Origin of the sequence: Chryseobacterium sp. c4a, from assembly GCF_009900745.1 — a bacterium.
Lineage (GTDB): Bacteria > Bacteroidota > Bacteroidia > Flavobacteriales > Weeksellaceae > Chryseobacterium.
The window spans coordinates 361,567-382,419 of the sequence record NZ_WXVU01000002.1 but is presented as its reverse complement, the minus strand read 5'-3'; the positions used below and the strand labels follow the sequence as shown (position 1 = coordinate 382,419).

21 protein-coding genes are annotated in these 20,853 nt (G+C 34.8%); 8 read left to right on the top strand and 13 right to left on the bottom strand.

What is annotated here, in order from left to right:
* The 5 genes from GTR01_RS06030 to GTR01_RS06010 form a co-directional block, all read left to right on the top strand.
* On the top strand, positions 1-199 hold a 199-nt coding region (locus GTR01_RS06030), incomplete at its 5' end, for an integrase core domain-containing protein (RefSeq protein WP_160136955.1).
* Positions 200-506: 307 nt separating this feature from the next.
* Positions 507-905 carry a hypothetical protein gene (locus GTR01_RS06025; RefSeq protein WP_160136954.1) on the top strand — a complete coding sequence of 133 codons (399 nt, stop codon included), beginning with the start codon at positions 507-509 and terminating at the stop codon, positions 903-905.
* 10 nt (positions 906-915) lie between these two features.
* Positions 916-1,299, top strand: coding sequence for a hypothetical protein (locus GTR01_RS06020; protein ID WP_160136953.1), 384 nt, complete (start codon positions 916-918; stop codon positions 1,297-1,299).
* 196 nt (positions 1,300-1,495) lie between these two features.
* Positions 1,496-1,969 carry a lipocalin family protein gene (locus tag GTR01_RS06015; RefSeq protein WP_160136952.1) on the top strand — a complete coding sequence of 158 codons (474 nt, stop codon included), beginning with the start codon at positions 1,496-1,498 and terminating at the stop codon, positions 1,967-1,969.
* A 65-nt stretch (positions 1,970-2,034) separates the two neighbouring features.
* Entirely contained in the window at positions 2,035-2,691 is a 657-nt protein-coding gene (locus GTR01_RS06010; RefSeq protein WP_160136951.1) for a GDSL-type esterase/lipase family protein, read from the top strand.
* A 35-nt stretch (positions 2,692-2,726) separates the two neighbouring features.
* Here GTR01_RS06010 and GTR01_RS06005 read toward each other — a convergent pair whose 3' ends face one another.
* The 3 genes from GTR01_RS06005 to GTR01_RS05995 all read right to left on the bottom strand — a co-directional run bounded on the left by GTR01_RS06005 (position 2,727) and on the right by GTR01_RS05995 (position 6,471).
* Complete coding sequence (locus GTR01_RS06005; protein WP_160136950.1) at positions 2,727-4,079, bottom strand: DEAD/DEAH box helicase; 1,353 nt, start codon at positions 4,077-4,079, stop codon at positions 2,727-2,729.
* A gap of 141 nt (positions 4,080-4,220) precedes the next feature.
* Positions 4,221-4,730, bottom strand: coding sequence for a hypothetical protein (locus GTR01_RS06000; protein WP_228452166.1), 510 nt, complete (start codon positions 4,728-4,730; stop codon positions 4,221-4,223).
* Between the two features lie 91 nt (positions 4,731-4,821).
* A complete protein-coding gene (locus GTR01_RS05995; protein ID WP_160136949.1) occupies positions 4,822-6,471 on the bottom strand; it encodes an ABC1 kinase family protein in 1,650 nt (549 codons plus the stop codon).
* Between the two features lie 439 nt (positions 6,472-6,910).
* Here GTR01_RS05995 and GTR01_RS24495 point away from each other — a divergent pair, with 439 nt between their 5' ends.
* A complete protein-coding gene (locus GTR01_RS24495) occupies positions 6,911-7,081 on the top strand; it encodes a hypothetical protein (RefSeq protein ID WP_185155098.1) in 171 nt (56 codons plus the stop codon).
* 55 nt (positions 7,082-7,136) lie between these two features.
* Here the strand turns inward: GTR01_RS24495 and GTR01_RS05990 are convergent, their stop codons facing one another.
* Positions 7,137-8,645: a carbon-nitrogen hydrolase family protein gene (locus GTR01_RS05990; protein ID WP_160136948.1), complete on the bottom strand. Its 1,509-nt coding sequence runs from the start codon at positions 8,643-8,645 to the stop codon at positions 7,137-7,139.
* A 113-nt stretch (positions 8,646-8,758) separates the two neighbouring features.
* Here GTR01_RS05990 and GTR01_RS05985 point away from each other — a divergent pair, with 113 nt between their 5' ends.
* Positions 8,759-8,911, top strand: a complete 153-nt coding sequence (locus GTR01_RS05985) for a hypothetical protein (RefSeq protein ID WP_160136947.1) — start codon at positions 8,759-8,761, stop codon at positions 8,909-8,911.
* 99 nt (positions 8,912-9,010) lie between these two features.
* On the opposite strand, the gene GTR01_RS05980 is transcribed toward GTR01_RS05985, so the two are convergent.
* The 8 genes from GTR01_RS05980 to GTR01_RS05945 all read right to left on the bottom strand — a co-directional run bounded on the left by GTR01_RS05980 (position 9,011) and on the right by GTR01_RS05945 (position 18,281).
* Positions 9,011-10,087 (bottom strand): hypothetical protein, encoded by a 1,077-nt coding sequence (locus tag GTR01_RS05980; protein ID WP_160136946.1) that lies wholly within the window; start codon positions 10,085-10,087, stop codon positions 9,011-9,013.
* A 173-nt stretch (positions 10,088-10,260) separates the two neighbouring features.
* On the bottom strand, positions 10,261-11,790 hold the full coding sequence (gene guaA, locus GTR01_RS05975) for a glutamine-hydrolyzing GMP synthase (protein WP_160136945.1): 1,530 nt from the start codon (positions 11,788-11,790) through the stop codon (positions 10,261-10,263).
* Positions 11,791-11,950: 160 nt separating this feature from the next.
* On the bottom strand, positions 11,951-13,189 hold the full coding sequence (gene purD / locus GTR01_RS05970) for a phosphoribosylamine--glycine ligase (protein ID WP_160136944.1): 1,239 nt from the start codon (positions 13,187-13,189) through the stop codon (positions 11,951-11,953).
* A gap of 89 nt (positions 13,190-13,278) precedes the next feature.
* Positions 13,279-14,796: a bifunctional phosphoribosylaminoimidazolecarboxamide formyltransferase/IMP cyclohydrolase gene (gene purH / locus GTR01_RS05965; protein WP_160136943.1), complete on the bottom strand. Its 1,518-nt coding sequence runs from the start codon at positions 14,794-14,796 to the stop codon at positions 13,279-13,281.
* Positions 14,797-14,971: 175 nt separating this feature from the next.
* On the bottom strand, positions 14,972-15,535 hold the full coding sequence (purN, locus tag GTR01_RS05960) for a phosphoribosylglycinamide formyltransferase (protein ID WP_160136942.1): 564 nt from the start codon (positions 15,533-15,535) through the stop codon (positions 14,972-14,974).
* A gap of 60 nt (positions 15,536-15,595) precedes the next feature.
* Positions 15,596-16,588 (bottom strand): phosphoribosylformylglycinamidine cyclo-ligase, encoded by a 993-nt coding sequence (purM, locus tag GTR01_RS05955; RefSeq protein ID WP_160136941.1) that lies wholly within the window; start codon positions 16,586-16,588, stop codon positions 15,596-15,598.
* 309 nt (positions 16,589-16,897) lie between these two features.
* Positions 16,898-17,449: an NADPH-dependent FMN reductase gene (locus GTR01_RS05950; protein ID WP_160136940.1), complete on the bottom strand. Its 552-nt coding sequence runs from the start codon at positions 17,447-17,449 to the stop codon at positions 16,898-16,900.
* Between the two features lie 103 nt (positions 17,450-17,552).
* Positions 17,553-18,281, bottom strand: a complete 729-nt coding sequence (locus tag GTR01_RS05945; protein ID WP_160136939.1) for a pirin family protein — start codon at positions 18,279-18,281, stop codon at positions 17,553-17,555.
* A gap of 476 nt (positions 18,282-18,757) precedes the next feature.
* On the opposite strand from GTR01_RS05945, the gene GTR01_RS05940 reads away from it, so the two are divergent.
* The gene (locus GTR01_RS05940; protein WP_160136938.1) at positions 18,758-19,225 is read left to right on the top strand and encodes a lipocalin family protein; all 468 of its coding nucleotides are present in this window, start codon (positions 18,758-18,760) and stop codon (positions 19,223-19,225) included.
* A 233-nt stretch (positions 19,226-19,458) separates the two neighbouring features.
* Here the strand turns inward: GTR01_RS05940 and GTR01_RS05935 are convergent, their stop codons facing one another.
* The gene (locus GTR01_RS05935; protein ID WP_160136937.1) at positions 19,459-20,841 is read right to left on the bottom strand and encodes an MFS transporter; all 1,383 of its coding nucleotides are present in this window, start codon (positions 20,839-20,841) and stop codon (positions 19,459-19,461) included.
* Positions 20,842-20,853: the final 12 nt, after the last annotated feature.

Sequence of the window (20,853 nt, the reverse complement as noted above, 5' to 3'; positions counted from 1 at the left end):
ACCTGCCCAAAATGCATATATTGAACGCTTAAACCGTACATTCAGAGAAGACGTTTTGGATGCATACCTATTCGGGTCTATAATGGAGGTAAATGCAATGGCTTATGAGTGGCAAAYCGATTACAACAGTAATCATCCGCACACATCTTTAAATGGACTTAGTCCTTGGCTATATGCTAAAGAATCTTTAGTCAATTAGAAGGGATTTTATATTTATTAACTGTTTGAAAAAAGGTAAGTCTTCAAATTCTTCTTTGTTGATATAAATGGTAAAGCAAAAATCATGATGTATGATGGTGCAAGAAATTGGTATATAAGTGATTATAATTATTTGTTTTATAAAGATAAAAATGCAAAAAACATCGATAATATTATAGAAAAAATTAAATTAAACCCGTAAAGATTGGCTTTACATCTTTTTATTTTATGAAAGATGATATAAATAAAGCAAATGGTTTTGATGAATATTTGAATAGTAAACAAGCATACTATCTATAGTAAATCTTATGAATATATATAGACTTTTAATTCTTATCTTCTTGCCATTCTTATTTATAAATGGCAATAGGCAAACGAAACTTGAAGGCAAAACCTATATTGCAGAACTTCCTGCTACTTGTAAGGATGGGATTGGAATGATATATACATCCAGAATTCTAACATTTGATAAAAATACAGTAACAAGCTCTTACAAAGTTGTTGCTTCTGTTTCCAAAGAAAGGAAAAATACATATGAACACATGTATGACAATTTAACCAAAGTCTACAAATGGAAAATTGAAAAAAATGTTTTGATATTTGAAAATTGTAAAGAATATGGTATGTTGAAAATTCAAAATTCAAAAATAATTGGGTATGACAATGATTGGATGACAGCTATTGAATTTAAAGAACAAACCAAGTAAAAAATTAACAATGAAAACTTTTCTTACGATTTTTAGTATTTTGACATTTAGTATCTATTGTAAATCTCAAGCAATTAAGAAACCTATGAATGGCTTTTATTTCAAAAACTCAAAAGAATTTACGAATAAAGAAAATATGATTTGGAATAAACAAGGAGACTTCGCAGTAATAAAATTAGGATATTGGCGAGGCGATTGTTGTGGAGGTGTAACTATGGCTGAACAAGTTACTGGTAAAATCATTAAGGACACTGTATTTTACAACAAAAATTATAAGCGAAAACCTAATTGTGACACTAAAATTGGACTTTGTGGAAACGCAATTGATTTTGTTATCAATATCAAAAAATACCCTAATTACAGAAAATTAATTTTTAAAGAAGTTGTGAAATGAAAAAACATTTTTGACAGACAAGAAAAGGCTAACAATTTAGTAAAAGTAAATATTTACAATACAAACATTTTCGGCTTCTTTCAAATTTCGAATCAAATAATTAGACTTATTCACAAACATTCGTTTAAAAAAAGATCATTTCATTATAGATATTTCAAATTTATTTATATTTTAGCATATTCTTAAATTTGTGAAAATGAAAAAACAGCTACTTTTATTTGCCTTTTCAACTCTGGCACTTACTTCTTGTAAAGACGATAACCTTAGAGCCTATGAAATGGATATTATGAAAGGGGATTGGAAAGAAGTAAAAACAGAAATTATTTCAGGAAAAGATAATAAAACTGTGCTTAAAACAATACTTCCGGAAGGATGCAGTGCTAAAAATACGCTTTTCTTCAAAACAGACTTTTCCACGACCTATACAGCTTATGATGGGAATCCAGACGGAACCAACTGTCAGATTGCTGCTAAAAACGAAGGAAAATATACTTACGATGCTGATTCTAAGATCTTAAACATTCAGTTGAGTGGTGAAGATGCCGGAGATATGAAATTCAAAGTCGATATGCTTACCGCACAAGAACTTAGACTAGCCCCGCAATATGGAAACTATGATGTAGATGGTGATAAAGTAATTGATATTACTTATATTACTTACAAAAGATGAAATATAAACTCCCGCCAATCGGGAGTTTTTTATTACTTTTATCTCACATTTTAAAACTGAATACAATGAAGAAGATTCTATCAGCATTTCTACTGCTGTGCTTTACTATTGCCTTTTCGCAAGAAAAAAAACCAATGTTCTGGCAAGACATTCAAAATTTCAAAAAAGAAAATCAACAAAACCCATCGTCTAAAAACGCTATTCTATTATTAGGAAGTTCGTCTTTTACCAAATGGACTGATGTAGCAGAGTACTTCCCTACTAAAACGATTATCAACAGAGGGTTTGGAGGATCAAGGCTTACGGATCTTAATTATTTTGCTGATGATCTGTTATCTCCGTATCAGCCTAAACAGATCATTATCTATTGTGGAGAAAATGATTTTGCAGACAATCACCAGCTGAAAGCTCAGAAAGTGGTGAAAAGATATAAAAGCTTTTACAAAAAGATACGTGCAAAATTCCCCAATATAGAAGTGGATTATATTTCAATGAAATACTCTCCAAGCAGAGAGGTTCTTTGGCCACAGATTAAAGAAGCTAATGCAAAGATTGAAGCTTTCATGAAAAAACAGCCTCATTCAGCATTTATTGATGTTACAAAAGCTATGGAAGATGTTAACGGGAATGTAAGAAAAGATATTTTTGTGGAAGATATGCTTCACTTTAAACCGGAAGGATATCAAATCTGGACTAAGGTGATTACTCCTTATATGAAATAAAAAAACTCCCGATGTATTCGGGAGTTTTTTGTTTATTATTTCTTTCTCTTCGATTTAGAGATTGCTTTTTGTTGTGCTCTGTTAGCCCCAAACTTCTTAGGTGCTTTTCTTTTTGAAGGCCCACCCCAGTTTTCTTTGGTGTTCTTTGCCTTTTTCTCATGGAAAGCTCCTCCTCCTTCATTCAGTTTTACCTGTGCTGGGTTTTTCATTACCACCTCATCTTTCTCAGAAGCAATTTTGTTTGGATTAATTTTAACACCTTCCGGGAAGTCATTAAAATGTAATTCTTTATCCATTAAAAGCTCGATATCAAGAATTAAAGGCTCTTCTTTTTTAGTAACAAATGTTACAGCTTTTCCTTCTTTATCAGCTCTACCAGTTCTACCAATTCTGTGAATATATTGCTCTGGAATATCAGGGGTTTCAAAGTTGATAACGTGAGTAATATTTGAGATATCCAAACCTCTGGCCATTACATCAGTTGTTATCAAACCTCTGATTTCTTCATTTTCAAAGCTCTTCATCGCCTTTAGTCTGTAATTCTGAGACTTATTGGAGTGAATTACATCAAATTGTTCAGGGAACAATTCATCAATCTTAGTAAAAAGAAGATCTGCGTGTTTTTTATTATTATTAAAAATCAACACTTTAGACATATCTTCATTGTTCTTCAACAAGTTTTCAAGTAAGTTGATCTTTGTATTAAAGTTTTCTACTTTATAAGCGGTTTGTTCAATCTTTTCAAGCGGTGTTCCTGATTTTGCCAATGAAATTTCAATCGGGCTGGCAAAATATTCATCCAACATATCATCAACAGCCTCAGTCATGGTTGCAGAGAAAAGAATATTTTGTCTCTTTTCTTTCATCATTTCAAAAATGTGAGTCAATTGAGGTCTGAATCCAAGGTTAAGCATTTCATCAAACTCATCAATAATAAGCTTTTGCACTTCTTTCAGTGAAATAGCATTATCAATGGCAAGATCCATTACTCTACCAGGAGTTCCCACCAAAATATCACAACCATCATTGAATAACAATTTCTGGGTATTGATATTTTTACCACCGTAAATTCCAATCACTCTTGCAGTGATATTTTCTGTTAGTTTCTCAAGAATTTCTGTCACCTGCACCACCAATTCTCTTGTTGGAACCAGTACCAAAACTGTTGGATTTCCAGTTTTACTGTATTTCCAAGTTTTAAGAACGGGTAAAAGATAAGCCAATGTTTTCCCGGTTCCGGTTTGTGCAATTCCCATTACATCTCTCCCGGAAAGGATAGGCTTTAAACTTTTTTCCTGAATAGGTGTAGGCTCAAATAATTCTAAATCCGCTAAAACATCAAGAACTTTAACCGGCAGGTCAAAATCCGCAAAAGTGAGTTTTTCCATTTTGCAAAGATAGGTATTAATATGTAGAATCTGAAATCTGGTTTTTGCAATAGCAAATAGCAAAGACAAAAGTGTAAGATTAGAACCTCACCTTTATAACAACATTGAACTTTAAACTTTTGAACTTTGAACCCTACATCATCAATTCACTTTTACACTTTTACTGCTTATTTTAATATCATCATCTTTCCATTCACTGGTGGTAACAATGACATTTCCTTTCTTTTTAGGATCTTTTGTAATTGGGAATTTATCTTCTTCCCACTGGTTGCAATGGGTTGAAATAGGATCTACAAGGGATTTCCATCCTGTTTTGCTTAAAGTATAAGTATAGAACGGGTGCCAGCAGCTGGTACACCAATTGGGATAAAAGCCAATATCATCTTTCCCGTCATTATTAAGGTCTCCCAGATTATATAAAGCTCCACCTTTAGCCATTGAAATCGTGAACGGCTTTATATTTTTATCACTGAAATAAATGGTAGTATCACATTTACCGTCACACTCATCACTGCAATCACTTACTTTAGCATAGACATACTCCTTTGTTCCGTTTCCGTCAAAGTCGCCCTGAGTTTTCTCTTCATTTCCTTCCTGTGCCATAGCAAATACACTGCAGAAAAGCACAATAGATATTATTAGTTTTTTCATTGTTTTATTTTTTGTGCAAGATTCGAGATACAGGATATTGAAACCTCTCATCTTTATCACGTAAATTAAATCATTTTAGCTTGCCTGCCTATTATTTTCTAGTTACTCTCAACAAAAGTATTACTATTAAAATAATTGAAAAAGCAAAACCTAAAACAGCAACCAAAGACAACTCTCCTATCCTTGGCCCCGATTCTGACACAAAAACAATTGCGGTAGCAACAATATTAGCACCCAGAATCATCGCTAAAATAAGGTTAACGACACTTGATTTTATTAGCTGATTGGTCTTTTCAATATTTTTAATCTCACTGGAGACTGTAAATTTATTTTCATCCAGTTTTTGAAGTACCGACCTAAGTTCCCTTGGAATTTCATCTACATTGTCTGTAAAATTCATCATCCGATCCATTCCTGTTTTTAAAAGGTTTTTCGGATTGATTTTTTTGGTGAAAATCTTTTTAGTGTAAGGATGCAGACTTTTGACAATATCCAGATCAGGATTGATATTTCTTCCGACTCCTTCTATGAGGCTGATTCCTTTAAATAAAAGATAAAAGTAATCTGGCATATACAACCTGTTATCTTTTAGGATATCCTTCATTTTATTGATAATCACCTGAACGTTGATCTCCTGCAATGAAGAGCTATGCACGAAATTCAGAATATCTTCTACATCATTTTCAAATCGTCTTTCATCAGGAATCTCATAGCTTATGGCCATTTTCTTGAGATAACGTACTATTTTATGTGGATTCTTAGCTACAAAGCTTACAATAAGATTTTCCAGAATCTCTTTATCATTCGGCTGAATTTTTCCTACTGCACCAAAGTCTATAAAGACAATTCGCCCATCTTTTTTCACTAAAATATTCCCGGCATGTGGATCGGCATGAAAGAAACCATAATCTAAAATTTGTGAAACGAAGAGTCTTAACCCTGCTTCAGAAACTTTTACAGGATCAATATTATTTTCTAACAAAACAGATTTATCTGTCACTTTGATCCCATCGATAAATTCCATACAAAGAATATTATTGTTGGAAAATTCATCATATACTTTAGGAACGTAAGTTTCTTTGTTATTTTTAAAATTGAGTCGGAACTGTTGGATATTATTTTTCTCATTAATCAAAGACACTTCTTCCAGTAATGATCGCTCAAAAGTGGAGATAGCTTGTTTAAGATTAAGCTTCTCTCCTATTTCTGAATAAGCAGAGATTAATTTTTCAATATCCTTGATTAATAATAAGTCATCTTCAATAACTGATTGTACATCAGGTTTTCTAAGTTTCAAAATCACCGGACTTCCGTCTAGTAAAACGGCTTTGTACACTTGTGCAATAGAAGCAGTAGCCAATGGTTCTTTCTGAATTTCCAGAAAATGATCCTTCGTGGAGATATTAAATTCACTCTCCAAAGCTTCTTCCACATCCATGTCCACAGTTTCTACTTTATCTTGTAGTTTTTGTAGCTCCTGAATCAGTTCCGGCGGCAACAGATCTTCTCTGTTACTGAATGTTTGACCCAGCTTTACAAAAGTAGGCCCCAGCTCTTCTAAAGCGAGTCTTATTCTTTCGTAAACGGTTCCTTTCGAAATAATTTCATCAGCATTACCGGAAACTTCTTCCTGTTTATTTCCGCCATTCATTCTGGCTAAAATATCTTTAAAACCGTATTTACTTAATACAGAAATCAATCTTGCTGATCTTTTCAGCTTTCTTTGTTGTTTATCAAACATAGTGTATCAATAGTAAGTGCAATTTACTCCAAAAACTATTCCTAATGCTATGTTGTCTTAGGTTAAGCGTAAAAATTTAGGGTTAAGCGGATGGAAGTTGGAAGCTTGGGGTTGGAAGTTACTTTTAGCCATACCATTACTGTTTCATTTTTTATAAAACCTTCTAAAAGATAAAATCTCTTCTTGATGGTTTTACGAATTTCGGTTTTCAAGACCTCACTTTAGGCTCATTTTGAGTAACATTTCCTAATATTAATTTAGCTGATTTTATAAAAAACAAGCCATAAAATCACTATAAAGAGATTAAATTTTCCACCACATAATCAATATTTTACGCTATTATTTATAAGCATAATGAAAAAACAATGTCATGTATAATAATATTTTATATATTTACAACGTACAAAATATTAAAACAAACCAATAAAAGTATTACGACATGAAAAATTTACGTAACAGCAAACTTTCAAGAGAACAATTAAAAAGCGTTTCAGGAAGCGGAATCATTATCGGAGACGGCAAGTGCTCACGTCAGTGCTGCCCTACTGACGGACTTCCACAATGTCCTGGCTTAATCTGCCCTGCGGTAGTTTGCCCACAGTATTTATAAGATACATTTTAAATTTTAGGTAAATAAAAACAGAATGCTTTCGCATTCTGTTTTGTTATTTAAGATAGGTTTCATAAAGGTCTTTTCTTCGGTCTTTCATTACCTGAACGGAACCATTATGATGCAGATCTTTCAGAAGATTTAAATCAACATCTACGATCAATGTCATTTCCGTATTAGGAGTAGCTTCTCCTTTAATGGCATTAGACGGGAAGGCAAAGTCTGAAGGAGTAAATACGGCAGCCTGTCCAAACTGGATATCCATATTGTTTACTTTCGGAAGGTTTCCTACACAACCTGCAATCGCTACGTAACATTCATTTTCTATCGCTCTGGCAGCAGCACAATGACGAACTCTCATATATGCATTTTGCGTATCTGTAAGGTAAGGTACAAACAGGATTTTCATTCCCTGATCTGCCAAAATCCTTGGTAACTCTGGAAATTCTACATCATAGCAGATGACAAGACCTATTTTACCACAATCTGTATCAAAAACTTTGATCTCATTTCCTCCTTTCATCCCGTAATACCTCTTCTCATTGGGCGTAATATGGATCTTTCTGTATTCATCCATTCGGCCATCACGGTGAAGAAGATAGCTGACATTATACAAATCATTCGTCTCATTATCAAAAACAGGCATGCTTCCGGAAATGATATTGACATTGTAACTGATGGCCAGTTCAGAAATTTTCTTTTTAATCTCTTCGGTAAGTTTAGCCAACTCTATCATACTATCTCTTTCTGAAAGATTGTTGAATGGAGCTAGCAAAGGGGTATTGAAAAGCTCCGGAAACAGTACAAAATCGGATTTGTAATCTCCCATTACATTCACAAAGAACTCTACCTGCTCGTAAAAGGCATCTATATCTTTAAAGTGCCTCATTTGCCATTGTACCAATCCAAGGCGGATAATACTATCCTGCATGGTATTCGGATTCTTGCTGTAGTAAATATTATTCCACTGAAGAAGAACTGCATTCTCTTTGGATGCTTCATCTTCGGGAAGGTATTTTTTTAGTACCCTGATCGGTAAGAAATTATTGGAAAGCTGAAAAGACAATACAGGATCGTAAATCTCTTTATCTCTTACCCTTCGGATGTATTCTCTTGGGGAAAGTTCGTGACTGTGTTTATGATAGTTTGGAATTCTTCCTCCTAGAATAATTGATTTTAAGTTTAATAATTCACATAATTCCTTTCTGGCATCATAGAGCCTTCTACCCAAACGCAGTTCACGGAATTCAGGATCTACAAAAACTTCTATTCCATATAAAACATTTCCCTTTGAGGTATGGGTATTAAACGTATAATTCCCTGTAATATCGCTATAGGTGTGGTCATCGCCAAATTCATCATAATTCACAATAATAGAAAGCGCCACAGCAGCCAGTTTTCCATCTACCGTAATACAGATTTGCCCGTCGGGAAACATTCTTGTTAGTTTTTCTATACTTTTTTTAGACCATATGGATTCTGACATCTGTGGATACGCTCTTTTCATTGTTGCAGCCAACTCTTCATAATCCTGAACAGTCAGGGGTCTTGTTTCTATTTGCATTTGATGTAATTTTACTTAAATTTAGGGAAAATTGTTTTAACAGGTTATTACTAAACAAAACATTAACAAAAATATCAATTAGAGATGGCTATAGTTTTTCTGAATCAAAGCGAATGCCTATTTGTAGGAAAACTTTAAATGAAGGACAGGATATTGTTTATTCCCGCCTTTCACTTCAGATAAGAATCATCAATTCTATTTATTTAATGATGAAGGAGTTCATCGTTCTTGCCTACAGAAAACAGAACTTGGAAAAGAAGCATTAAAGTTTTTAGAAACATTATAATATAAATAAAAATCCTACCCAAACGGGCAGGATTCATATTTTAAATTCAAGCTGAAAATTATTCCCACTTAATAATCACTTATTCTTCTTTTAAATGATATACTTCTTTCTGTTTTTGAGGCTTAATTTCCCTTACAATCTCATACTTTCCATTAAAATAGTCTAATTGACATTCATATTTTTTGGATTTTCCACTGGCAATTAAAACTCCTATAACACCACCAATTGGGCCACCAATCATTGCGCCTGTAGTTCCGGATATAAGCTGTCTTTCCCCAGTTGGCCTGTCGTATATTTTTGAAATAAAATAAAAATCTTCGGAGTCTTTTCTCATAGGATATAATTCGCCTTCATACATTATATATGCTTTTCCTTGATTAATCACAGCGTAAGAATCTGTTTTGGCATTTCTCTTTTTACCTTTATCATCAATATAAGTTACTTTAGTAATCATCCCCAGATTCACCAATATTTCATCAATAGGCTTATCAGGAACCTGTGCACTGAAAGATCTATAATTCATATAAACCCCATCTTTTAATTTAGACTGGGTATATAAGGGTAATTGTGATTTTGCTATTTTATCATAATTACTGATATCTTCCTGTGTATATGTTCTATTATCAATAGGAGCAGCAGAAACAGTTTCAAAAACAGTTTTATGAAGATAATCCAAAGATTGTTCTTCCAACTTTTTGGTTACATCCATCTTAAACAAAACCATCGTAGTATCAATTTTTTTAAGCAATTGATATTGATTCTCTTTGCCTCCAAAAATCAAAGCTCTTAAATTAAAGTATCCATACTGCACCATATCGATAGTTACTTCCTTGTAATTCAAACTTCTTAGTTGTACCAGTAATTCTTGATCATTTGCAGAAGTTTTATCAATTCCTTTATCAAACATCTTATTTAGCTGCTCTTCAAAGCTTGGATTAAACTTAACTTTTGCTTTTCTGTCTGAAACTCCTTTCATCACGATCCCATAATCTTCCGGATCTGTTCGAATATCCTGAAGCTTAATTTTATTATAGTTGGAGTTGGGAATTGTTTGTGCCGGATCCGGTAAGTTCAATTCTTCAATAATAAACTTTTTAGATTGTGCAAAAAGTGAAGTTACCGTCAAGGACAATAAAAGGATAAGTGTATTTCTCATATATTTATATTCCAATGGATTTTTATTTTTCTAGTAACGAAAATCCATATCAATTAGTATTCATGGTTATTTTATGCTAAATAAGTGCTTTTTTCAGAAATAATAAAAATATTTAACAAAAAAATCCTACCCGAATGAACGGATAGGATTTGTATTTAAATTCAAGTCAAAAATTATTCCCACTCAATGGTTGCAGGTGGTTTGCTTGAAATATCGTAAGCTACTCTATTGATTCCTCTTACTTCATTGATGATTCTGCTGGAAACAGTATCTAAGAACTCGTAAGGAAGTCTGCTCCAAGTTGCCGTCATGAAATCGATCGTGTTGGCAGAGCGAACTACAGCTGTATATTCGTAAGTTCTTTCGTCTCCCATAACCCCTACAGATTTTACCGGAAGAAGTACCACGAAAGCCTGAGATACTTTTTCATAAAGATCATTTTTATATAATTCTTCAATGAAAATATCGTCAGCTTCCTGAAGGATTCTTACTTTTTCAGCATCTACAGCTCCCAATACTCTGATTCCTAATCCAGGCCCAGGGAAAGGGTGTCTGTATACCAAGTGGTGAGGAATGCCTAATTCTTCTCCTACTCTTCTTACTTCATCCTTGAAAAGCTCTCTTAATGGCTCTAATAGTTCGAATTCCATATCTTCAGGAAGTCCTCCAACATTGTGGTGAGACTTAATTACTGCAGATGGCCCGTTTACGGACTGGCTTTCGATTACGTCAGGGTAAATTGTACCTTGTGCTAAGAACTTAGCGCCTTCAATTTTGTGAGATTCTTCATCAAATACGTGAATAAACTCGTTTCCGATAATTTTTCTCTTCGCTTCAGGATCATCTACTCCTGCTAATTTTGAAAGGAATCTTTCTTTAGCATCTACCATTTTAATGTTCATATGGAAATGCTCTCCATATTGATCCATTACTTTTTTGCCCTCATCCTTTCTTAATAATCCAGTATCTACGAAGATACAAGTCAACTGATCACCGATTGCTTTATGAATCAAAACTGCTGCTACAGAAGAGTCTACTCCTCCGGAAAGACCAAGAATTACTTTGTTGTCTCCTACTTTTTCACGGATTTCTTCAACTGTTTTTTCAATATAGTTGGTCAGTTTCCAGTTTTTCTCTGAATTACAGATTCCAAATACAAAGTTTTCAAGCATTTTTCCTCCTTCTTCCGTATGAGAAACTTCAGGGTGGAACTGAACACAGAAGATTTTTTTATCTTCGTTGGAAATAGAAGCAATTACTCCAGATTTTGCATTTAATTCAAAACCTGTAGGCAACTCTCCTACTTCATCAAAGTGACTCATCCAAACTACAGAGTTCTGAGTTACTCCTTTTAATAAAGAACTTTCTTTAACGATTTCAAGATTAGCCTTTCCGTATTCTCCTTTTTCTCCCTTGTTTACTTTTCCTCCTAAAAGGTGAGCGGTCATCTGCATTCCATAGCAAATCCCCAAAACAGGCACTCCCTGCTCGTACAGTTCTTTTTCAACCAGGTGAGCATTTTCTGCGTTTACAGAACTTGGCCCTCCTGAAAGAATAATTCCTTTTGGCTGTTTTGCTAAAATATCTTGTAAAGGTGTATTGAAAGGTAAGATTTCAGAATACACACCCATCTCACGGATTCTTCTTCCGATAAGCTGGTTGTACTGGGATCCGAAATCTAAAATAATAATACCGTTGTTCATTTTTGATAATTGATTTGTTTGAAAAATTTCAGATTTCAGACATTAGACATCAGATTTTTGATCTGAACGCTTTTATCTTACATCTGAACTCTTTTTTCTAATATTAACTGTTTTACAAAAAAAGACCTGGAATGACTCCAAATCTTTTTTCATGATTTTATTAAAACTTTCCGATGTCTTCTCTATAGAAGCCGTAATCGAAATGTACATGACCTGCATCTTCGTAAACTTTCTTGCGGGCATCGTCGAAAGTAGCACCTGTAGCTACAATGTTCAGTACTCTACCACCATTGGAAACCACTTTATCTCCTTTTCTGATAGCTCCTGCGTATAATAGTTTACTGTGTTTCAGTTTGTCTTCTCCTGTAATTTCGAAACCTGTTTCAATGTTTCTTGGATATCCTCCCGAACACATTACAAGACAAATTGCTTTTTCGTCTTTAAATTTAAGTTCGATATCTTTTCCTTCCATACAGTCCTGGATTACATCAAGAAGATTGTTTTCCATAAGAGCCATCAATACCTGAGTTTCAGGATCTCCGAATCTCATGTTGTACTCTAGAAGGTAAGCACCGTTTTTAGTGACCATTAATCCAAAGAAAATGATTCCTTTGAAACTGAATCCTTCTGCTTTAAGACCTTTAATAGTAGGCTCTAAAATATTTTGTTCAAAATCAGCATAGTGCTCCTGAGTGAATTCCGGGCTTGGTGCCACAGAACCCATACCTCCTGTATTTGGCCCTGAATCTCCATTTCCGGCTTTCTTATAATCTTTTGCTGCAATACAAGGGAATAATTTTTCACCGTTTGAGAAAGCGATGATAGATGCTTCAAATCCTTGTAAATATTCTTCGATTACTAAACGGATACCGGCATCACCATAAATTCTTCTGATCATGAAGTCGTGAATGGTAGCTTCAGCTTCTTCCAGGTTATCACAGATAACAACACCTTTACCACCCGCTAAACCACTCGCTTTAATCACTAGAGGATATTGCTGAGTCTGGATATATTCTTTTGCTTCATTATATGAATCAAATACTACAGCTTTAGCTGTTTTGATATCATAGGTCTGCATAAATTTCTTAGAGAAAGCCTTACTTCCTTCCAGGCTTGCCACTTTCTGAGTCGGTCCGAAAACTTTAAGATCATGTTTTTTGAACTCATCCTTTAGACCTGCTACCAATGGAGCTTCAGGTCCTACGATCGTTAAATCGACCTTTTCTTTAATAGCGAAATCTCTAAGTTCTTTGATTTCTGATAAATGAACATTTTTCCCTATTACATCGGTAGTAGCATTCCCGTTGGCAAAAAACATTTTAGAAATTCTTGGGTCATTCTGAAGCTTTGCTGCTAAAGCAGATTCTCTACCGCCTTCACCTATGATTAATATTCTCATACTTTATTTATTATCTAGTCTTATTCTACAAATATATAATTTTGGATGTTAAAATTACCATCCAAAATTATTTTTTAACTCTATTTTAATTAGTGGAAAAAGTGTCTAACCCCAGTAAACATCATTGGGATTTTATGCTCATTAGCAGCTTCAATACTGTCCTGATCTTTTACACTTCCTCCTGGCTGGATGATTGCTTTGATACCTTCCTGAGCGCAGAAATCTACGACATCACGGAAAGGGAAAAATGCGTCAGAAGCCAATACTAAATCTCCTGTGAATTTTTCTTTTGCTCTTTCGATTGCCTGCTGTGTAGCCCAGATTCTGTTTACCTGTCCGCCTCCGATTCCGAAAGCCTGGATTCCGTTGGAAACCACAATAGCATTAGACTTCACATATTTTACCACTCTCTGAGAGAAAAGCAATGCTTTTTTCTGTTCTTCTGTAGGCTGAGTTTCAGTAACTACTTTGATATCATCAGAGAAATGTAAATCATTATCCTGAACCAAGATACCACCATCTACTTTTACCCAAGTTTTCTTATCAGAAACAGGGTTTACGATTTTGATGATTCTAAGGTTTTTCTTTTTTCTTAACACTTCAAGAGCTTCTTCGTCAAAGTCCGGAGCCATTACAATCTCAAGGAATGTTTTGTTTAGCTCTTCAGCCGTTGCAGCATCGATCTTGTAGTTCATTGCAACAATTCCGCCAAAGATGGAAACCGGATCACATTCGAAAGTTTTTTGGTATGTTTCCAATGCTGAAGTTCCGATGGCTACGCCACATGGTGTAGAGTGTTTTACAGCACAACAAGCCATTTCTTCTTTGAACTCAGTAACTACTTTCCAGCAAAGATCCATATCACGTAGATTATTGAAAGAAAGTTCTTTCCCTCCAAGCTGTTCGAAGTCTTTCATCGCTCCGTTCTCGAAAGTAGAAACGTAATAGGCTGCTGACTGGTGAGGGTTTTCGCCATATCTCAAATCTGAAACCTTTTTGTAAGATGCATTTAAATACGTTGGGTATTCCTCATCTAAAAGCATTCTTGAAATAGCAGCATCATAAGCTGATGTAAGGTTGAATACTTTTCCTGCCAGCTTTTTACGGGTCTCGATATAAGTATCCCCGTTTTGTTCCATTTCTATTTTTACTGTTGTATAATCTTCTACGTCAGTAATTACGGTAACAGAATCAAAGTTTTTCGCAGCAGAACGAAGCATTGATGGTCCACCGATATCAATAAACTCTACTTTCTCGTGTAAAGAAATGTCTTTATTCACGTTTTCAAAGAAAGGATAAAGGTTTACGATCACCATGTCTATCAGACCAATTCCGTGCTCCTGTACAGTTTTCATGTGCTCTTCGTTGTTACGAACCGCTAACAATCCACCGTGAACTTTTGGGTGTAAAGTTTTCACTCTACCGTCCAACATTTCAGGGAAATTGGTTACCTCATCAATCTGAATTGGATTTAAACCAGCGTCTTTCAAATGTTTGAATGTTCCTCCTGTGGAGATCAACTCATAATTCTGAGCTTCCAAAAACTGTGCAAATTCAATTAATCCACTTTTGTCAGAAACACTGATTAAAACTCTCTTTTTACTCATTACTTTCAATTTTTACTTTTCACAGTTATTTCAAACTGTATCCGGTTCTTTCACCTCCGGATTACTTTTTATTTTACTTAGATTTTTTTTATTTAATGTAACAATGTATCAATCTAGCAATGTAACAATACCTTTAATATTGGTAAACTGTTACACTGATACATTGTTATATTTATTAGTTTCCCAGAACTTTATTAATCGCTAAAGGAAATATTTCATATTCAATATGGTGAACTTTCTGGGCTAATGTTTCAGGAGTATCATCCGCTGTTACTTCAAAAGATTTCTGAAGAATGGGTTCTCCTTCATCAATCCCAGGAGTTACAAAATGTACAGTTGCACCACTCTCTGTTTCTTTAGCTTCAATAACTGCATTATGAACGTTCATTCCCCACATTCCTTTTCCTCCAAATTTTGGAAGCAACGCCGGATGAATATTGATTATTTTACCATTCCATTTTTCACAGAACTCAGGTTTTAAAATGGATAGGAATCCTGCCAATACAATAAGATCTGTATCTTGTGGAATTACGTTAGCCAATTCGCTGCTGAAATTCTTTCCTCTTGGAATCAGTATATTTTTAATATTATGATTTTCTGCTCTTTCTAATCCAAAACATTCTCTGTCAGCAACCACCAGACTTACTTTTGCATTCTGGATTTCTCCAGCTTCAATAGTATCTATGATTCTCTGCAGGTTAGTTCCTGAACCGGATACAAGTACAACAATGTTCTTCATTATTCCGATGTTAGATGTCAGATATCAGACCTAAAGTCTGGTGTCTGAATCTGATGTCATTTATAGTGATAAATTGATTTTTTCTGCTCCCTCAGTGATTTCACCGATTTCGTATGCATCATCTAAAAGGTGTAATACTTTTTCAGCGTGTTCAGCATCTACTACGATGATCATACCTACCCCCATATTGAAAGTACCGTACATTTCTTCACGAGCGATTCCGCCTCTCTTCTCCAGTTCAAGCATTACATTTGGAATTCTGATTTTAGAACCGTCAATAGAAGCACAAAGTCCTTCAGGAATAATTCTTGGAACATTTTCGTATAAACCACCACCTGTAATGTGAGCAATTCCGCCTACTTTTACTTCTTCCAGTACTTTATGGATGTCTTTGAAGTATAGTCTTGTTGGAACTAAAAGTGTTTCATATAAAGGTTTTCCTTCAAACTCTTCTTCGAAGTTAGGGAATACTTTTCTTACTAAAGAGAATCCGTTTGAATGGAATCCTGAGCTTGGCAATGCGATAATTTTATTACCTGCTTTAATGTTAGACCCATCAATAATCTGGTCTTTTTCTACGATTCCAACACAGAATCCGGCAACATCATAATCTCCTGGCTGGTACATTCCCGGCATTTCAGCAGTTTCCCCACCGATTAATGCACAGTTATTATCCTTACAAGCATTTACCATTCCAAGAACGATTTCAGCTGCGATTTCAGAATCAAGCTTTCCACAAGCTAAATAATCTAAGAAGAATAGAGGTTTAGCACCGTGGCAAAGAATATCGTTGGCACACATTGCAAAACAGTCTACTCCAATAGAGTCATATTTTTTGGTATCCAAAGCTACTTTCAGCTTAGTTCCTACTCCATCTGTTCCTGAAACAAGAACCGGATTTTTGTATCCGCCGATTTCGTAGAAAGCTCCAAAGCTTCCCAAATGGTTCAATACATTGGAATTATGGGTTTCACCCACTGCTTTTTTGATCTTGTCAACCGTTTTGTATCCTTCTTCTTTGTCTACTCCTGCTGATTTGTAAGTGTTGCTCATGCTTAATAATTTATTTAATGTAACAGTATATCAGTTTAACAATGTAACAATAATCTAATTAAAAAAAACAGAAAATTGGTTTATTATCACCGGCATACTGATGCATTTCACTTTTATATTTTTACTTTTTATACTCGATTTAGAAAACAAAAAAGCCGACAATCTTTTCAGATTATCGGCCGTTATTTTATCTCAGAATTTCAGAGCCCACAATTTTCCCTTTATGAGAAAAACATTGTTTATAGGAGGTCTGAATTTTCATCTCTTTTCTTTTTGCAAAAATAGTAATTTTAAATGAATATTCAAATTCTATTTTTCAAGGATTGTTTCAATGGCTGCAATCTTCTTTACTTTTTCCTTTAATTCACTGTCTTTCTCAGTGTTAGAAATTTTTTGTTCTGCCTTATCAAAGTTATCATTGAAGAAAGGAAGTGAGAAAATTTCTACTACATTTCCACCGTGGAAAGGGAAACGCTTAGATGCTGCATCTAAAACACCTGCTCCACCTCTACCTCCAGGTGATGTAGACATCAATAACATTGGTACTTCGTTCCATACTGTTCTGTCTTTGATTCTGGATACCCAGTCGAATACATTTTTGAATGCGGTAGAATACGTTCCGTTATGCTCTCCTAAAGCAACCAATAATACATCTGCCCCATCAATTTTAGCAGCAAAGTCATGTGCTTCCTGAGGAACTCCGCCTGCTAATTCTCTTTCGTGTTTATAGATTGGCATTTCGAAAGGGTTCAAGTCAATCACTTCTACTTCTGCATTTTCAAATAATGTTGATGCATAAGCTACCAACTGTTTGTTCATTGAAACTTCTGAGTTACTTCCTGCTATTGCTAAGATTTTCATATATCGTTTTATATTTTTGTTATACGTTAAAGAGCCACCATTTCTAAAGATCTTACATGATGATTCTCTACTATTTTAATTTTGAGGATACAAATTTAGTTTTTTATTTAAGATAAGAAGGTAATTCCATTGGGACTTCCATCAATAATATTTCAGCATCTTCTACCGCTTCGATATTAAAGCTTTGGGTATCCCAGATTCCTAATCCGTCTCTCTCATTCAGTACTCGGTCTCCTACTTTTGCACTTCCTTTTAAAACAAATGCATACACTCCATTGCCTTTTTTGTTCAGCATATAGTTTTTACCATTTCCTTTTTTGAAGTTGGCGATATTAAACCATGCATCCTGATGAATCCAAACTCCGTCATCATTCTTATTAGGAGATAAGATCTGTTGGAATCCATTGATTTTTTCTCCTTCTTTAATGCTTTTCTGATCATATCTTGGTTCAAGATCCAACTCTCTAGGAAAAACCCAAATTTGTAAAAATTTTACTTCTTCGTCCTTATTTTTATTGTATTCACTGTGTTTCACTCCAGTTCCGGCACTCATTACCTGAATCTCTCCTTTTCTGATCACTGCAGTAGTTCCCATTGAATCTTTGTGTTCCAGATCTCCTTCTAAAGGAATTGAAATAATTTCCATATCTCTGTGTGGATGCGTCCCGAATCCCATTCCCTGAGAAACGGTGTCATCGTTCAATACTCTTAACACTCCAAAGTTTGTTCTGTCATTGTTTTGATAGTTGGCAAAACTGAATGTATGGTAAGAATTTAACCAACCATGATTGGCGTGGCCTCTTGAATCTGCTTTATGATATACTGTTTTCATTTCTGTGATTATTTATGGTACAAATGTACGGGATGAGAAGGTAAAAAAAAGTTGATGTAAGATAAGAAAGGAAATCTAAGAACAATGAAGGCTGTAAAAACTAAAGATTGAACAATGATTTTTTTATTTTCTCCATAGACTAAAGATTTTCGTAGATATTTATGGATTACCTGATCAAGAAATAGCTCACCCTGCACTTTATTGCTTTGGGGAATTATTGTAATATACTTTGTATTATAGGCTCTGCTTTCTATATTCATTTTGGTTAAAAGCTCTCTAGCCATAAGCCTTATATCTTTCCAAAGTTTATTAGTATTCTCTTCTCTTTCCAAAAACTTCAAATGCTATCTGACAGATTGAAATTTAACAAATACTCTATTAAATACTATTTATGTATCGAATTAAATCTATATATTTCACCACAAAGGGTATTATAAAACTTATTATATTTGTCCGTCAACACAAATAATAAAAAAATGATCAAGAAAACTCTATTTCTAAGTATTGCAGTGATAAGTCTATTAGCATGCAGTAATAACGACGAGAACAACAATGCCCCAGAAGCAAGTATTGTTGGTAAATGGCAACCTTCTAGGTATATGGCTTATTCCGGAAAAAACGGCAGTATCATTACAAGCCAATCATCTGATGCCAATGTATGTGATAAAAAGGGATCTCTAGACTTTGCTGCTAATGGAAAACTGCATCAAATTGCCTATTCTGGAAATGCAGAAGCACAATGCAAAATTGATTTCGAGGCTACCTCAGATTATACCTATGATACTGCTACTAAAAAAGTTCAGGTGAAACATACTGATGGAACCGTAGAGGTTAATTCTTTAAAAAAATTGAGTGCTACTGAATTAGAAGCTATTCAAGAACTCACAGATGTGAATGGAGACGGAATAAAAGATGAAATAACGGCCATCTACAAAAGATTATAATTGAGAAAGCCACCTGAGTCAGGTGGCTTTTATATTTCTGTCTTCAAAACAATCTGCGACATCTGCAGAATCTGCGAGTCTAATCTTATAAGAGCCTGGAAGTATATAAATTTTGGCTAAAGCCAAATGGAAGATATTTTAAATGTGAAAGCGGGCTAAAGCCCGCTTCTATTGAATTTTAATACGATCATGATTATTGCATTATCATGTATTTCAAGCTTATTTACTTCTGATTAAAAATGCACCTGCTTAATTTCTTCTTCGATTTCTTTGGGAGTTTCATTTTCAGATTTAACGAAAATCATTGTTACCAAAGCTCCAATCAGCATACAGACACCACCTACTACAACGTAATCCATCGCCTGTTTTCCAAAAAGACCACTTACGATAGGCCCTCCAAATAACCCGTTAATAATCTGCGGGATTACAATAAAGAAATTGAATATTCCCATATAAACGCCCATTTTTCTTTGAGGAATCACTTCAATCAGCATGGCATACGGCATTGCCAGGATACTTGCCCAAGCAAATCCTAATCCGATCATTGAGATCCATAAATTATCTACATTTTTGATGAAATACATAGAGATCAATCCTAATCCTCCACATAACAAAGCTAAGGCATGGGTTTGTTTTTTACCAATCCATTTGGCAATAGGCGTTAGCAAAAAAGCAAACGGAATTGCCCAAAGGTTATACATTCCAAAGAGCTTACCGGTTAAATCCCCTGCATCATTAAAGGCTTTTGAATGGGTATCTTCCGGAGAAAGACCCAAATGATGGGTTGCCAGAGCACTCGTTGTAAATACCCACATGGTAAACAACGCAAACCAAGAGAAGAACTGAACAATTCCCAGCTTTTTCATCTGCGCAGGAATAGTGGCAAAATCCTTGAAAATATCTGAGAATTTAGACTTTTCATGTTCTATTTCTTTTCCATCTTCAAATGCTGCAAATTCTTCCGGTGAGTATTCTTTAGTAGTAATGATGGTGTATAGAATAGAGATAATCAGTAATACTGCTCCTACGTAAAAGGAATAAATTACGTTGTCTGCCACAAAACCTTTTGGTGCTACGTTAGAAACGCCTAGTTTCGTTAACCAATCTGGCAAATAAGAACCTAGTACTGCTCCAAAACCGATTAGAATGGTTTGTACTGAAAATCCTATTGTACCCTGATGTTTTGGAAGCATATCTCCCACTAATGCACGAAAAGGTTCCATTGCAACGTTCACTGAAGCATCCATCATTGCCAGGAAAATCACTGCCAGTAAAAGTGCATTGGCTGCAAACATCTGCGTAACAGAAGCTGCATTCGGAAGCAATACTAGTCCTATCGCACACAAAACAGCTCCAATCAGAAAATAAGGTTTTCTTCTTCCTAAAGGACTCCAGGTGTTATCTCCCATGTGGCCAATAATTGGCTGAACAATAAGTCCCGTAATCGGAGCTACCAGCCAGAACCACGACAGTTCATGAACATCTGCTCCTAAATTGGCAAGAATACGGCTTGCATTTCCATTTTGTAATCCGAACGCCATTTGGATCCCAAGGAATCCCATACTCATATTGATGATCTGAGTAAGTGAAAGTTCCGGTTTCATTTTTCCAGCCATAGTTATCTTTAT

Bases quoted from the DNA above. Each gene is read 5' to 3' on its own strand.
- GTR01_RS06025 (WP_160136954.1), top strand. From the start codon at position 507: ATGAATATATATAGACTTTTAATTCTTATCTTCTTGCCATTCTTATTT.
- GTR01_RS06020 (WP_160136953.1), top strand. From the start codon at position 916: ATGAAAACTTTTCTTACGATTTTTAGTATTTTGACATTTAGTATCTAT.
- GTR01_RS06015 (WP_160136952.1), top strand. From the start codon at position 1,496: ATGAAAAAACAGCTACTTTTATTTGCCTTTTCAACTCTGGCACTTACT.
- GTR01_RS06010 (WP_160136951.1), top strand. From the start codon at position 2,035: ATGAAGAAGATTCTATCAGCATTTCTACTGCTGTGCTTTACTATTGCC.
- GTR01_RS06005 (WP_160136950.1), bottom strand. From the start codon at position 4,079: ATGGAAAAACTCACTTTTGCGGATTTTGACCTGCCGGTTAAAGTTCTT.
- GTR01_RS06000 (WP_228452166.1), bottom strand. From the start codon at position 4,730: ATGAAAAAACTAATAATATCTATTGTGCTTTTCTGCAGTGTATTTGCT.
- GTR01_RS05995 (WP_160136949.1), bottom strand. From the start codon at position 6,471: ATGTTTGATAAACAACAAAGAAAGCTGAAAAGATCAGCAAGATTGATT.
- GTR01_RS24495 (WP_185155098.1), top strand. From the start codon at position 6,911: ATGAAAAATTTACGTAACAGCAAACTTTCAAGAGAACAATTAAAAAGC.
- GTR01_RS05990 (WP_160136948.1), bottom strand. From the start codon at position 8,645: ATGCAAATAGAAACAAGACCCCTGACTGTTCAGGATTATGAAGAGTTG.
- GTR01_RS05985 (WP_160136947.1), top strand. From the start codon at position 8,759: ATGCCTATTTGTAGGAAAACTTTAAATGAAGGACAGGATATTGTTTAT.
- GTR01_RS05980 (WP_160136946.1), bottom strand. From the start codon at position 10,087: ATGAGAAATACACTTATCCTTTTATTGTCCTTGACGGTAACTTCACTT.
- guaA (WP_160136945.1), bottom strand. From the start codon at position 11,790: ATGAACAACGGTATTATTATTTTAGATTTCGGATCCCAGTACAACCAG.
- purD (WP_160136944.1), bottom strand. From the start codon at position 13,189: ATGAGAATATTAATCATAGGTGAAGGCGGTAGAGAATCTGCTTTAGCA.
- purH (WP_160136943.1), bottom strand. From the start codon at position 14,796: ATGAGTAAAAAGAGAGTTTTAATCAGTGTTTCTGACAAAAGTGGATTA.
- purN (WP_160136942.1), bottom strand. From the start codon at position 15,535: ATGAAGAACATTGTTGTACTTGTATCCGGTTCAGGAACTAACCTGCAG.
- purM (WP_160136941.1), bottom strand. From the start codon at position 16,588: ATGAGCAACACTTACAAATCAGCAGGAGTAGACAAAGAAGAAGGATAC.
- GTR01_RS05950 (WP_160136940.1), bottom strand. From the start codon at position 17,449: ATGAAAATCTTAGCAATAGCAGGAAGTAACTCAGAAGTTTCAATGAAC.
- GTR01_RS05945 (WP_160136939.1), bottom strand. From the start codon at position 18,281: ATGAAAACAGTATATCATAAAGCAGATTCAAGAGGCCACGCCAATCAT.
- GTR01_RS05940 (WP_160136938.1), top strand. From the start codon at position 18,758: ATGATCAAGAAAACTCTATTTCTAAGTATTGCAGTGATAAGTCTATTA.
- GTR01_RS05935 (WP_160136937.1), bottom strand. From the start codon at position 20,841: ATGGCTGGAAAAATGAAACCGGAACTTTCACTTACTCAGATCATCAAT.